11 protein-coding genes are annotated in these 13357 nt (G+C 67.5%); 7 read left to right on the plus strand and 4 right to left on the minus strand.

Annotation, left to right across the window (positions count from 1 at the left end):
* The first annotated feature begins 533 nt into the window (after positions 1–533).
* The 3 genes from ACWD4A_RS33345 to ACWD4A_RS33355 all read left to right on the plus strand — a co-directional run bounded on the left by ACWD4A_RS33345 (position 534) and on the right by ACWD4A_RS33355 (position 2560).
* Entirely contained in the window at positions 534–965 is a 432-nt protein-coding gene (locus ACWD4A_RS33345) for an OsmC family peroxiredoxin (RefSeq protein WP_451199862.1), read from the plus strand.
* Between the two features lie 579 nt (positions 966–1544).
* Positions 1545–2135 carry a replication/maintenance protein RepL gene (locus tag ACWD4A_RS33350; RefSeq protein ID WP_451199864.1) on the plus strand — a complete coding sequence of 197 codons (591 nt, stop codon included), beginning with the start codon at positions 1545–1547 and terminating at the stop codon, positions 2133–2135.
* Between the two features lie 14 nt (positions 2136–2149).
* Positions 2150–2560 (plus strand): hypothetical protein, encoded by a 411-nt coding sequence (locus ACWD4A_RS33355; RefSeq protein WP_451199867.1) that lies wholly within the window; start codon positions 2150–2152, stop codon positions 2558–2560.
* A 342-nt stretch (positions 2561–2902) separates the two neighbouring features.
* Here the strand turns inward: ACWD4A_RS33355 and ACWD4A_RS33360 are convergent, their stop codons facing one another.
* Positions 2903–4492 (minus strand): alanine/glycine:cation symporter family protein, encoded by a 1590-nt coding sequence (locus tag ACWD4A_RS33360; RefSeq protein ID WP_451199869.1) that lies wholly within the window; start codon positions 4490–4492, stop codon positions 2903–2905.
* A 660-nt stretch (positions 4493–5152) separates the two neighbouring features.
* Here ACWD4A_RS33360 and ACWD4A_RS33365 point away from each other — a divergent pair.
* Positions 5153–6454 carry a sensor histidine kinase gene (locus ACWD4A_RS33365; protein WP_451199871.1) on the plus strand — a complete coding sequence of 434 codons (1302 nt, stop codon included), beginning with the start codon at positions 5153–5155 and terminating at the stop codon, positions 6452–6454.
* Between the two features lie 168 nt (positions 6455–6622).
* Complete coding sequence (locus ACWD4A_RS33370; RefSeq protein WP_451199874.1) at positions 6623–7081, plus strand: DoxX family protein; 459 nt, start codon at positions 6623–6625, stop codon at positions 7079–7081.
* Here ACWD4A_RS33370 and ACWD4A_RS33375 read toward each other — a convergent pair.
* The 3 genes from ACWD4A_RS33375 to ACWD4A_RS33385 are packed head-to-tail and all read right to left on the minus strand — an operon-like array spanning position 7078 to position 10990.
* Positions 7078–7479: a nuclear transport factor 2 family protein gene (locus ACWD4A_RS33375; RefSeq protein WP_451199876.1), complete on the minus strand. Its 402-nt coding sequence runs from the start codon at positions 7477–7479 to the stop codon at positions 7078–7080. The genes ACWD4A_RS33370 and ACWD4A_RS33375 overlap by 4 nt on opposite strands.
* 2 nt (positions 7480–7481) lie before the next feature.
* Positions 7482–9497 (minus strand): hypothetical protein, encoded by a 2016-nt coding sequence (locus ACWD4A_RS33380; RefSeq protein ID WP_451199879.1) that lies wholly within the window; start codon positions 9495–9497, stop codon positions 7482–7484.
* Positions 9497–10990, minus strand: coding sequence for an SDR family NAD(P)-dependent oxidoreductase (locus ACWD4A_RS33385; protein WP_451199881.1), 1494 nt, complete (start codon positions 10988–10990; stop codon positions 9497–9499). The genes ACWD4A_RS33380 and ACWD4A_RS33385 overlap by 1 nt, the downstream gene beginning before the upstream one ends.
* Positions 10991–11618: 628 nt before the next feature.
* Here ACWD4A_RS33385 and ACWD4A_RS33390 point away from each other — a divergent pair.
* The gene (locus ACWD4A_RS33390) at positions 11619–12095 is read left to right on the plus strand and encodes a VOC family protein (RefSeq protein WP_451199884.1); all 477 of its coding nucleotides are present in this window, start codon (positions 11619–11621) and stop codon (positions 12093–12095) included.
* 642 nt (positions 12096–12737) lie between these two features.
* On the plus strand, positions 12738–13357 hold a 620-nt coding region (locus ACWD4A_RS33395), incomplete at its 3' end, for a substrate-binding domain-containing protein (protein WP_451199886.1).

Genomic DNA, 13357 nt, shown 5'->3' on the forward strand with positions numbered 1-13357 from the left:
AACAGCATGGCGACCACCGTGGTCATCGCGGACGACCAGGAGATGGTCCGCACCGGCTTCCGGATGCCCTGGGGGCCGGCACGCTGGGTACCTCCGCACGTTCGTCGTCACCGTGCCCGCCGGTGGGGCGCACCGTTCTGTGGTGCGGGTGGATCCGGGCGCCGAATCCGTTCCCTGGACCCGGGTCCTGGAAGGCGGGGTTCTCCGTTTCACGACCGCCGATGTCCATGAACTCCGACGTCCATTTGCGGGTATCCGCAAGAAAGCTTCCGCTCATCGGCAAGACGGCCACGGGAATGCCGACATCACCGACATCTTCTTGCGGTGTCCGGCAATCCGGATTCACGGAATCCGCAAGGCCCGGCCGCACGGTCCGCCAGAACAGCGCAGGGTACGAGTGGCGGGCGATGACACCCTCTCCAGGATCGCCATTGGTCGGGCCGGGGTATCCGAAAGGTGATACACGGGACGAGCCGACTTCCCTAGCTTGGACATCAGAGCTCTTCTCGCCGAACCACAGGAGTGCATCACTCATGGCAACCATGCGAACGGCCGAAGCCCATTGGGAAGGGAATCTCGTCCAGGGCAAGGGCAGTGTCACCCTCGAGTCCTCCGGGACCACGTACGACGTGAACTGGCCAGCCCGCACCGAGCGGCCCGACGGCGCCACCAGCCCTGAGGAACTGATCGCCGCGGCCCACGCCTCCTGTTACTCCATGGCGTTCACGCACGGCATGGCCGAGCAGGGTTACACCGTCGACACGGTCGACACCAAGGCGTATGTGACCTTCCAGCCCGGTGAGGGCATCACCGGCATCACTCTGGCGGTCAGGGCCCGCGTCCCGGGCCTGCCGGAGGAGGACTTCCACGCCGCGGCCGAGGAGGCCAAGCGGAACTGTCCGGTCAGCCAGGCATTGACGGGCGTCAAGGTCATCGCGCTCGAGGCCGAGCTGCTCACGCGCTGACTTTGGAGGGTCGAGGCCGGGCGGTACCGTTCCTGCGGACCGCCCGGCCTCTCGTGTCCCCTCCCCCGATGAACTTCCCTCCGCCGGACGGGAATTCGGTGGAACCGATTCACCCGGCACCGGTCAGCAGCCCGGAGAAGGCTTTCCCAGAGCTCTTCGCAGGGAACGCAGAAAGAACCTCTTCGTCACGCGGTAGACGATCTCGATAAAAGGGCGGCCGCGCCCCTCCGTGCCCACTGGGACAACCTCCCGCGCTGTATTTCGTAAACCGGTCGGCCAGACATTGGATTCGACCGCCCCCAGCATGCTCGTACGGATTACCGCCCACAACAGCTGAAAGTACATGATCTTGAAGCGTCGTTCCCGTACGGACAGCCGGAAGTCGACCGGGCCGGCTCGCGGATGCCGCAGGCCCCAGACGTCAACTTGCTGATACATGCAAGTCAACTTTCGCCGGTCAGCAAGACCGGCACGACATGCCAGCATCATCGACATCGAGTTGCGCTGACCCGCAAGTCGAATTCGGGGAGTCCGCAAGGTCCGACCGCCACAGTCCGCCGAAGCAGCAATGGAGATGCGGTGTCATCACGCGAGGCACGTGACATGCCGACGGCATGGGGAGCGCAGCGCCGCGGCCCGCGCACCGAGCCCGAGTTCGAGAGCCTGGTGGGAGCACTTGCCGACGAACTCGCCGTGGTGTCGTCCCGGGTCCCCCGCCCACGCCCCGTCGAAGAGATAAACATTCGCTACAAGGCGATTCGCCGGCCGCACGACATGGCCGGGTCGGACGGGTACTCGCTCACGTCCAACTGGTTCCTGGCCAAGATCATGGCGCGCTGCATCATCGCCCACAAGATCAGCCCGTCACAGATCGCGGTCTTCCTGTATCTGGCGGGCTGTCAGCAGGACAGCTATGTCGACCAGACGCAGCAGCAGATGGCCGATGGCATCGGCGCGCCGAGGACGACCGTGAACGCGGCCCTGAAGCGGCTGTGCGAGCTCAACTACGTCAGAAAAGTCCGGAACGGGCGATGGCAGGTCAATCCCCGTCTGTGCTTCAGGGGGAACGGTGACAAGCAGAACGACGTGGTCACCTCGACAAGGTCCGAACTGCTGGAGAATACTTTCCCCGATGGAATAGGTCCGGCGGGGTTCGTCGACGCGATATAGCAGGAGAACGCTCTATGGATGTCATGTCCCCCAAGCTGCTGGGGATGCTCGACCGGCTCCACCTCACCCCCAATGCCCTGGCAGTGCTCGGCATGATGACGCACCTTCAGGAATTCGGCGGAGCGGTACACCTGAACCAGGCGGAGCTCGCCGAGAAGCTCGGCCTGCACGAATCGGCGGTCAGCCGGGGAATGCAGCTGCTGACATCACGGAATCTCGTGCTGCCCCGCGGCAGGGGCCGGGGGCACCGGCTCCACCCGCTCATCGCCAAGTACGAGTCGGAAGAGGCCATGCGCGGCGCGTTCCTGCGTGCGCAGAGCGACATCACCGCGGGAGCCCTTCCCGATATCAAGGCTCCTCTCTACGCGAAGAAGCCGCCGCGTTCCCGGGCAGGCGGTCCGCATCTGGTGTCCGTCGCCAGTTGACCTCTTGACCTCGTTCACCCCCGGTCCGTCGATCCCGGCTCGATGACGGCGGATTCGCCGCCGAACGCTGCCCGAGTCACGTATGCCGTTCCATGCCGGCCGGTCAACCGGTCCGCGCCGCCCACAGGGCGACAACCTGCTCCCTGACACCCTGGCCGACGTACGCGACGCCGTGCGGCGCAACCGGCCCGGCGGTACCGCCTCTGCCCGGCCCACGCTCCGCGAACCGCCCCCTTCGCACCGCAACGCCTTCGCCCGCCCGCCCCTGCAAGTGGGGCGAGCGGGCGAAGTGCTGTGCCGAACCTGGCCCTTGGGCCCGATGAGTCGGCCGCCGGGCCCGGCTCAGGGAGTCTGGGTACCGGTTTCCGCCGGGGCTTCGCTCGGCGATGCCTCGTCCTCGCGCGCGGCGGCCTTGGCGCGCAGATGGGCGCGGTAGGAGGCGAGTTCCCTCTTGACGATGGGCGCCATGAGGTAGAGGCCGATGACGTTGAAGAGCGCCAGGACGAACACGAGGGCGTCGGCCAGGTCGAGGACCGAGCCCAGGGTCAGCATCGCGCCGACGATGGCGCAGAGGGAGACGACGATCTTGTAGGTCAGCAGGCTCTTCCTGCCGCGGCCGAAGATGTCGGCCCAGCCCTGCTCGCCGTAGTACGTCCAGGTGATGACGGTGGAGAAGGCGAAGAGGACGACCGCGACGGTCAGTACGTAGGGGAACCAGGGCAGGACGGTGGCGAACGCGTCCGAGGTGAGGGCCACGCCGCCCGGCGCGTCCTCGCCGTTGGCGATCGCCTCGCGGGCGGTGAGCCAGCTCTGGGGCCGGGCGATGATGATGGTCAGCGCGGTGATGGTGCAGACGATGACGGTGTCGATGAAGGGGCCGAGCATGGCCACGAACCCTTCGGTGACGGGGTGCTTGGTCTTCACCGCGGCGTGGGCCATCGGGGCGGAACCCAGGCCCGCCTCGTTGGAGAACGCGGCCCGCTGGAACCCGATGATCATGACACCGATGAATCCGCCCGCGACGCCGGAGGGGTTGAAGGCCCCCTCGATGATCGAGGTCACGGCGGCGGGCACGGAGGAGATGTTGACGGCGATGACGACGAGACAGGCGCCGATGTAGACGGCGGCCATGGCCGGGACCAACCGGGCGGTGACGGCGCCGATGACCTTCATGCCGCCGATCAGCACGATGGCGATCAGCGTCGCGGTGACGATGCCGAAGACGAGGCCCGCGCCGGAGCCGCCCATCCAGCCGCTCTCGCCGCCGGTGACGGCACGCAGCTGCGCGAGGGTCTGGTTGATCTGGAACATGTTGCCGCCCAGGACGGCGAAGATCACGATGATGGCGGCGAAGAGCGGGGCCAGGAAGCGGCCCAGTCGGGGCAGCCCGCGGTCCGCGAGTCCGCGGCGCAGGTACTGCATGGGCCCGCCTCGGACGGTGCCGTCCTCGTCGACCTCGCGGTACTTCACGGCCAGGGTGCACTCGACGAACTTGATGGCCATGCCCAGCAGGCCGCACAGGATCATCCAGAAGGTGGCGCCGGGGCCGCCGATGGTGACGGCGACCGCGACACCGGCGATGTTGCCGAGTCCGACGGTGCCGGAGACCGCCGCGGTGAGGGCCCGGAAGGGGGTCACCTCGCCGGGGTCGCCCGCGTCGCCGCCACGGCGGCTGCTGGCGCGTACCAGCTTGAGGGCGTGGACGAATCCGCGGACCTGGACGGCGCCGAAATACAGCGAGAAGACCGTGCCCGCGACGACGAGCCACGCGACGATCCAGGGGAACGTGACGCCGAATACGGTGAGTTCGGCGAAGATCACGCTCGAGACGAACTCGGTGAGGGGGGTGAAGAGGTCGTTGATCGTTTTCTCGATGCCGCCCGCGCCGTCGGAGGCGAGGAGTTGCTGGGCGGATGTGAGTTGGTGCTGCATAGGGCGGGTCCGGCTCTCGCTCGGGCGGCTGGCCCTCGCGGCGCCGCCGGGATGTCCGGGTGCGGTGCCGACCACGGGCCGGTGCCACCGCTCCCTCTTTCTCAAGGAATCGTCAAGGAATCCCCAAGAGGTATCCAGGGACTAAAGTCCCGCCCGCCGCGTGCCCCCAAGGGCCTCCCGGAGGGTGTTTCCGCACCTCGGCGGCCGATTCTTCGGCCGGGGCGACCCTTCTCTGCGGAACCCATAAGTCCGGATACCTCTCCGCCTTCCGATGCAAGAGAGGAACCCGCCCGAGCGCACTCACGTGACCCCGGTCACATACATACCCGCGATCTCGCCAAGTTCCCACGCGGGGCGGCATCTTGAGCGTGTGTCCGCCACCGGTGGGCCGACCGCCCCCGCCCGCGCACTCCGCCGACGACCGGTCGGATCGGTGGCACCGGCGACGGCAGCCCCGGCGCGCTCCGCACTCGGCGAGCGCCTCGGGACCTGACGGATTTCATCGATCCTGGCACGGCACATGCCGGAATCGAGCAGATTACGTGCCATAAAATAATGGATCCTGCTGAAACGGGGCACACGGCCGCCGCTCGTGGAGGATTCAGAAGGCGCGCTTCATCTCCGCGCCTCACCCATCAGAGACCCGAGCGGCAGCAGATCATGAGACCTCTCGCGTCACGCGAGCATCCCCGTCGCCTCTTCACCGTCAACACCCTTGTCGACGCTCTCGGCGACATCCGGCATCCCCGGCTTGTCGACGGCGCCACCTACGCCGCGGCCTGCGTGGCCTCGCTCCTCGCCCTGGACCAGTCCCACCGGAGCGGCCTGGTGCCCACCTACTGGGGGTCGGTCCTGGTCATGTTCGTGGCCTGCGCCGCGCTTCTGCTGCGGCGGACGGTTCCCATGCTGACCATGACGGCCGCCCTGCTGAGCACACTGGCCTCCGACGAGGCCACACCGCTGATCTTCGCCGCGTACGCCGTGGGCAGTTACGGCAAAAGCGGCCGCTGGGCCGGGATCGCCCTCAGTGGCTTCCTGTACGTGGGCACGCGAGAGTGGGTGGAACCTTCGCCGGAGGTGTCCGCCATGGCGTACGACACCATCGTGAAGGTCTGTTTCCCCGCGGCGCTGGGCGCGCTGACGCGTAGACGGCGCGAGGTGAACTGGCTGCTCCAGCAACGCCTGGTGGCGGTCGAGCACGCCGTCGACCAGGCCGCGCGCCAAGCCGTCCTCGACGAACGGACGCGGCTCGCCTTCGACATCCACGACGGCCTGGGACACCGGGCCACCGTCCTGACCTTCCAGGCGGAAGCGCTGCGGCGTACACCGGAGATGCCGCAGAAGGCCACCACGCTGGCCTCGGCCGTGGAAGAAGGGACCAGGGACATGCTCCGGGACCTGCGCGACACCCTCGACATCCTGCGTGGCCAGTCCGACCCCATGGGCCGTACGGGGCCCGCCTACGCCCAGTTCGCCGCCGCTCTCGTGGCCAACCTGACCGCCGCCGGCATCGACGTCTCCTTCCAGCAGTCCGGCCTGGCCCGCCCCCTCACAGCAGACACGGACAACGTCCTCCGCGGCTGCGGTCGTGAAGCGCTCACCAACGCCGTGAAACACGGCCACGGCGCACCCATCTCCCTCCAACTCCACTTCACCGCACAGGAAGTGTGCCTGGAGGTCGTCAACGGACCCGGCACCGCGTCATCGGCCGGTCTCCCCGGAGGGCTGGGGCTCGGCCTCGGACTGGTCAGCATGCGGGAGCAGACATCCCGGGCCGGAGGGCACCTGGAGGCGCACACCACCCAGGACGGCGGCTTCAGGGTGCACATCACGCTGCCCGCGCCGCAGGAATCCCTCCGTCACAACGACGGGACCGTCCCCCAGCAGAGAGCGAGGGCTGCGGGACTGGTCCCCCGTCAGCCCGGAGAGCACTCCGACGAGAGAACCCACCCGACAATGTGACGCTGGACAAGAGCCCCCAACTCCCCTTCCGGCTCGGAGCGTCAACCTTTGCCCCCGGTCCGGCTCCTGAAGTCGGTAGATGATCAACGGGTGGCACGGCATTCCCATAAGCCGAAACCTCCGGGCAGGCATGGCGCGCGGCATCGGCGCACCCCACTCGTTCACCGGGTGGAGGAGGCCGCCCTCGCCTTCCTCATCCAGTGGTCGGCGCCACTGCTACGGGGCTGCACCGGGGTCGTGTTCGTCTGGTTCGGCGCTCTCAAACTGGTACCGGGACTCAGCCCCGCGGAGACACTCGTGGTCCGGACCACGGAGGTGCTGACCTTCGGTCTGCTGAGTGGCGCGGCGGCACATATCTCTGTCGGCGCCTTCGAAGTCGCCCTGGGGATATGCCTGATGACATGGCAGTTCCCTCGGCTCACCACACTCGCCTTCCTCGGCCATATGGCCGGAACCGTCTCCCCGCTCGCCCTCTTCCCCGAACTGACCTGGAAAGCTCCGCTGACCGGAACCATGGAAGGGCAGTACATACTCAAGAACCTCGTGCTGATCGCCGCGGTGCTCGTGGCGTCGGCCCTCTCCCACGACCCGCACGGCTCCGGCCGACCGCCTCCCGACCGGTCCTAGGCCCGCCACGACGTGCCGGTCTCGGCTTCGAAAGCCGGCCGCACCTCGACGGTGTCGTACACGATGTGCAACGCGGCGATCCGGCCGTCGTCGGCGAGTTCGGCGATGTCCACCACGGTGAACGGGGCCGCGGCGCCGGAGGGCAGGCGCCAGTCGAAGTGGAACCAGAACGAGACCAACGGGGCGCCCTGTTGGCTGCTGCCGTCCATCGTTCCGAGCAGGGTCAGGCGTGATCGGCCGGTGTCGGCGAAGAGCACGGGGTAGAACTCGGCGGCCGGTCGGGGGCCGTACAACGGCGAGTGGACCACGGCATCGGAGGTGAAGAGCTTCAGCACGGCGTCCGCATCAGCCCGCTCCAGTGCCGCCAGGTAGGCGGAGACAAGTTCGGAAGTGGTCACGGTCAGCTCCTTGGCGTCAACACCGCCGCGCGGTTCCGGCTCTCCGATACGGCCACGAGTCTGCGGATGGCCGCGTCGAAGCGGTCGAGAGAGCCCGGCCGGCCGGAGCCGAGGAGATATTCCTTGAGTTCCTGCCGGTCGGCGGCGAGCGGGTCCCTGTCATCCAGCGTAATCGCGTCGAGGAGTTCCTCGATCTGTGCGGCCTCAGGGGTGAGGATGGTCGCGGCCCGAGCCGCGGTGTTCTGCAGCCGGAACAGGTCGGGACCGAGTCCGGCGGAGTCGGTCACGGCATAAGGTTTACCGCTGGCCGTGAAGTCCGACACCACGCTGGAGACATCGGCGACGAGGCCGTCCGCCACGTTGAAGCAGTCGTACAGCTGTGGTCCGTCGGCGGTGACCACATGATGCTGCCAGTCGCCCACGGCGCGCCAGTACGTCTCGTTCCAGAGCTTTTGCAGGCGCGCGACCGTGTCCGCCCTGACCCTGCCCTCTCCGGAGACCCGCGAGGCCTCGGCCTCGTCACGGGTCCGCCCGGCGATGTCCGTGACGGTCTCCAAGCACGTGGTGAGGAAGGTGAGTTCGGCTCGCGCCTCGGCACGCCCGGCCTCCCCGCATGCCGCCCAAGCCGGGTCGGCGGCGCGCCGCGCCGCCGCTTCCTCGATCATGGCCGTGATACGCAGATGGGCGGCTTCGGCCTGGGGGTCGCGGGTGCCGGCGAAGGGGTGCGGACGGTAGAGCACCCGGACGGGCCGCGGGGCCTCCAGCAGCCGGCGCATGATGTTCTCACCGGCAACCATGAGGGAAGTGTTGCCGGGCCGGTCGTCCCAGCCTTCCCATGTGGGGGCGTACAGGACTGTGGGAAGGCGGTCCCGGGGCGCGCCGTCCCATGGCTGGACGGAAGCCAGTTGGGGACGGCCGACCTCGACGATGTCGGCGTCGCGTACCCCCACGGCCGCCAGCCGGTAGCGCTCGCGGCCCGCCGGACCCGCCGTCCACACCTCGTCGTACACCTTGCTGAACGGGTTGACACTGGCGCTCTTGTCACTGTCGCCGTGTCCGATGAAGACGTGCTTCATGGTCGGTACGCGCAGCAGATGGATGTTGCGTCCGACGTTCGCAGGGTAGAGCGCCACGCGGATGCTGGAGAGGTCCATCTGCATCAGGTGGACCGCGCCGGGCACGCAGATCACCGGGATCGGGGTGGGGGCCAGCCGGTCGAGGACGGCCCGTTCGCGGAGCAGGACCAGCGGGCGGCTGTGTTGGTGTGCCATGGTCTCGAGCCACATGTTGACCTGGTAGGCGGAGTCCTTGGAGCCCGAGAAGTAGAGCACTGTCCGCGGCCGTTGATCGCCCAGCCACGCGTCGATCTCCGCGAGTACGTCCTTGGGGCCCGGCGGGAGACGGTCCGGGCGCAGCCAGGGAAGCAGCGCCGCTGTACAGATCAGGGCCGCGCCCACTGTCACCACCGCACCGGCCGTCGCGTATCCGCCGGCCCCTGTGGTGGACGCGAGCAACACCCCGGCCATGAGCGGCAGGTCGAGGTGGGCCGTCTTCCCCCGCGAGTGGTTCAGCAGGAAGCCCGGTGGTGCGTTGGGGATCCGCAGTGCGGCCAGGTCGATGTTCCGGGTGGCGATCGGCAGCTTGCGCCGGATCCGGATCAGGGTGGTCAGCGCGTTGTGCAGTGCCTGGAGCCCGTGGAACGGAATCAGGCAGCCCAGCAGGAGGTGAACGGTGGAGAGGTCGCCCATCCGTGCCACCAGGAGGGCGAGCAGCATCTGCCGCAGCAGGAAACGCTGTGTCAGGCCGAACGCCACTTTGCCGAGGCGGTTGATCAGATAGCTTCCCCGTCGGCGCAGGAGGTGATCCGCTCCGTAGGAAGCGCAGCAGACGGCCGTGAAGGCCGACGGCGCGGGCAGAAGGGCGCTGAGTGCCAGGAGGGGGTAGCTGAGCGCCATCACGAGTGCGGCGGCCAGCTCGGTGCGGCTGCCCACCCGGGCCAGGCGGATGGCGGACCGCATCACTCGGCGGCCCGGTGGAGAGGTGGCTCGCACGGCTCGGGGGCGGCGGCCGGGGGGCCGGGCAGTGCCGCGGGCTCCTGTCGGCGGACGTCGATCACCTGTCCGGTGAGCTCGGAGAGCAGGACGTCGACGGAGGTCTGGGCGACCTCCTCCGCGGTCAGCAGGGTGTCCTCGGGTTCGTGTCCGAAGGCGTTCCACCGCATCGGTGTGCTGGTGCGCTCAGGGTTGATGCAGTTGACCCGCACTCCATCCGCGGCCCATTCGTCGGCGAGGGCCTGGGTGAGGTTCACGGTCGCGGCCTTCGCGGAGGAATAGATGCTGTAGTCCGCCCGGCCCCGGGTGTAGCTGCTGGAGGTGTACAGCAGCAGTTGCCCCCGGGTCTCGGCCAGGTAAGGGTGGGCGGCGCGGGCGATGTGGAGGGGGGCGAGGTAGTTCACGGCGGTGGCTTGGACGATCTTGGCGACGTCGGTGTCGGCCAGCTTTCCGAGCCCGAGGAGGGCGGCGGTGTTGACGACGTAGTCGATGCGGTCGGCCTTGTCACGGGCCTCGGCCAGTGCCGCCGAGATGTCCTCCGGGCGTTCCACATGGGTACCGGTCCCGGAACGGCTGTAGGCGAAGACCCACGCGCCATGTTTCTCGGCGAACTCGCGGATGCGGGCGCCGATGCCGTAGCTGGCACCGAAGATCACGACGACCTTGCCGTCCAGCGACTGCAGGTAGGCGGACTCCGAGCGGTGGGCCGGTGCGATCTCGCAGGCGAGCTGGAACAGCTTGTCCGCGATGAACATGTCCACCGGGTGGGTCACCTTCATGTTGTGCTCCTCGCCGCGCACCACATGGATGGGGACCGCGGGCAGGCAGCGCAGCACGACGGAGCAGTCGTCCGTGGCTTCGAAGCTCCGGTCGGCCGCGGCGATCCGGTGGGCCGCGCGGAGTGTGGAGAACCGGAAGGCCTGGGGCGTCTGTCCCCGGGAGAGCCGGTCACGCGGCGGGATGTCGGTGACGAACTCCCCGTCGCCGCCGTGTTCCCGCGTCACGATGACGGTGTCGGAGGACGGGATCGCTACGTTCACCGCTTGGTACGTGTCCAGTGCCCGCACGCAGTCGGAGATCACGCGCTGGGACACCAGCGGGCGCACGGCGTCGTGCAGCAGGACCTTCGGGTCCTCGCCCTCGGCCAGGTATCCGCGGAGGGCTTCGAGCGCTTGCCGGGTGGTCTCGCTGCGGGTGGCCCCGCCGACGTGGACACCGCGCACTTTGCACAGTCCCGCTCTGTCCACCAACTCCTGGGCCTGGGAGAGGAAGTCCCGGTGCATGAGGACGAGGACGTCGTCGATGTCGGGGGACTCCTCGAAGGCACGCAGGGTGTGTTCGAGGATCGGCCTGCCCGCGATCTTGATCAGCTGCTTGGGAATGGCCAGTCCGACACGTCGGCCGGTGCCCCCGGCCAGGACGACAGCGACAGTGCGCTGAGGGGAGGACGGTACGCGCATGCTTCTCAGCTCAGTTCATGGGGAGGGTCGGACGGGGTACGGGATCCGCCCGTTTCACCGGGCCCGAAGGATGCGCTCCGCCCGGCAGGGCCATCGTCTCCCGCGAGAATTCACTTCTTGCCGCCCCTTCGGAATCAATCGGGAAACCTAGAATGACCCTCAAATCAACCATCGGCCGCGATCGGGTCAACTTTGGTGGTCGCGGAATGGGACATTCGTCGCTGTAGGCTTCCGTTGTGCGGTATGCGATGTGATATCTCCGCACGCATACGCGAACCCGCCCCATCCGGGTTGCGGAAACGGCCCTCGACACCCACCCCCGGCGGAGCCCGACGTGAAGATCCACAACCAGGTGTCAATTCCATGCTGGGCGGATGTCACGACCTTGGATCCGTCGGCTTCGGCGACCTTCTACCAAGAACTGTTCCACTGGCAGAGCACGCCCGGCACCGGACCGGCGGTGATCGATTACAGCACGTTCGCGTTGGACGGGAAAACTGTCAGCGGAATCAGTCCGTGCACTCCGGAGATTCCCCGTCCCACCTGGCTGCCCTATGTCCGCGTCACCGACGTCGACGAAACAGTCTGCACAGTCCTGGATTCCGGTGGGGTGCTGGTGGAAGGTCCCGTGGAAATCAACGACCTCGGCTGCCTGGCCGTCGTGGCCGATCCGGGAGGGGCGAGGGTGGGCATATGGCAGCCCGAGGCACTCCTCGGAGCCGACGTCACCGGACAGCCCGGGTCCATGTACTGGAACGAGCTGCAGACGCATGACGCCGACCGGGCCCGCGGATTCTACGGCCGGGTATTCGGCTGGACGGCCCCTGAGGCCCCCGCGTCCGACCGGTACGTGGACTGGCGTGCCCAAGGCCTGCCGTGCGGCGGTATGACCCTGGTGGACAGCCGCACACCGGCACGCTGGCTGACCCACATCGGCGTCATGGACTGCGATGCCGCCGCCGAGAAGTGCGAGGAGCTCGGAGGCACCGTCCGGACCTCCCCCGCCGACACTCCTCGGGGGCGCTCCGCCGTGCTGAGCGATCCCCAGGGCGCGGTCTTCGCCGTCACCGCACCCTGGCACGGAGAGGCGACGCACACGTCGTGAGGGCGGCCCGCAGTACGTGAGAGGGCCCGGACAGCCCCCTCCCCCGTACAGTCAACCTTTGGCGTCAGGCATTCACCTTTCGGCCTTCCGCAGAGCCTGTTCTTTCCGTCAGGCTGGCGCTGTCGGCAAAGGGGGCAGTCGTCATTCCCGGTGAGTTCCCGTCCTGCGGTTGACGATCTCTGCCGACAAGCGGTCCGGCATTCCTTCCCCCCGGCGAATGCCGGGCCGCGCCAGCCCTTCTCCCGTCATCATGCACGCAATCCCCCGCTCCACGAGCGGGGGATTTTTCATGTTCTGGAGAGAGATCTGTCCGGACACCTTGTGAGATATCCGATACCGCAACCCGAGCGGCAGTCGGCGAGGTCATTCACGGCGGACGCCGACATGTAGCGGGATCATTCGAAACCGAGCGTTCAGCAGCTTCCCGGCCTCCATTTCGCGGGTGTTGCCGATGATTTTTTCGGGAACTTGGAGGGAAACCCTTGAGCATCCCGTCCGGGCGATCTTGAATTCACGCAGATAACGAGTGGCACCGTTGTCATGTCGTTAAGCGTTCACTTCTTGACGATTTCTTGGGACGCAAGGTTGACTTCCTGCCACCTCGGCCGCAACGGCGCGGCCCTCTAACGGAGGTTGAGCGGAATGAACAAGCGACTGCGTCGTGCGACTGTGGCCGTGGCCGCCGCGTCAATGGCAGCCGGTCTCGCTGCCTGCGGCAGCGCCGCGGAGTCAGGTGGCGGCGGCAAGGAAAAGGGCAAGGAAGGCAAGAAGCTCACCATCGGGCTGCTGCTTCCGGAGAACCAGACCGCCCGCTACGAGCGGTTCGACAAGCCGCTGATCGAGAAGAAGATCAAGGAACTCGCGGGCACGGACACCACCGTCCTCTACGACAACGCCAAGCAGGACGCGTCGCTTCAGCAGCAGCAGGTCGACACGATGATCACCAAGAAGGTCGACGCGCTGATCATCGACGCGGTGGACGCGAAGTCGATAGCGAGCTCGGTGAAAAAGGCAGACGACAAGGGGATTCCCGTCGTCGCGTACGACCGTCTGGCAGAAGGCCCCATCAAGGCGTACACCTCGGTCGACAACGAGCGTGTCGGGAAGATCCAGGGCGAGTCGCTGCTCAAGGAGCTCGGTGACAACGCCTCCAAGGGCGAGATCGTGATGATGAACGGTTCCGTCACCGATCCCAACGCCAAGATGTACAAGGACGGCGCGCACTCCGTGCTCGACGGCAAGGTGAAGATCGGCAAGGAGTA

Source organism: Streptomyces sp. NPDC002537 (assembly GCF_053594975.1).

Coding starts and splice junctions, on each gene's coding strand:
- ACWD4A_RS33345 (WP_451199862.1), top strand. CDS start 534: ATGGCAACCATGCGAACGGCCGAAGCCCATTGGGAAGGGAATCTCGTC.
- ACWD4A_RS33355 (WP_451199867.1), top strand. CDS start 2,150: ATGGATGTCATGTCCCCCAAGCTGCTGGGGATGCTCGACCGGCTCCAC.
- ACWD4A_RS33360 (WP_451199869.1), bottom strand. CDS start 4,492: ATGCAGCACCAACTCACATCCGCCCAGCAACTCCTCGCCTCCGACGGC.
- ACWD4A_RS33365 (WP_451199871.1), top strand. CDS start 5,153: ATGAGACCTCTCGCGTCACGCGAGCATCCCCGTCGCCTCTTCACCGTC.
- ACWD4A_RS33380 (WP_451199879.1), bottom strand. CDS start 9,497: ATGCGGTCCGCCATCCGCCTGGCCCGGGTGGGCAGCCGCACCGAGCTG.
- ACWD4A_RS33385 (WP_451199881.1), bottom strand. CDS start 10,990: ATGCGCGTACCGTCCTCCCCTCAGCGCACTGTCGCTGTCGTCCTGGCC.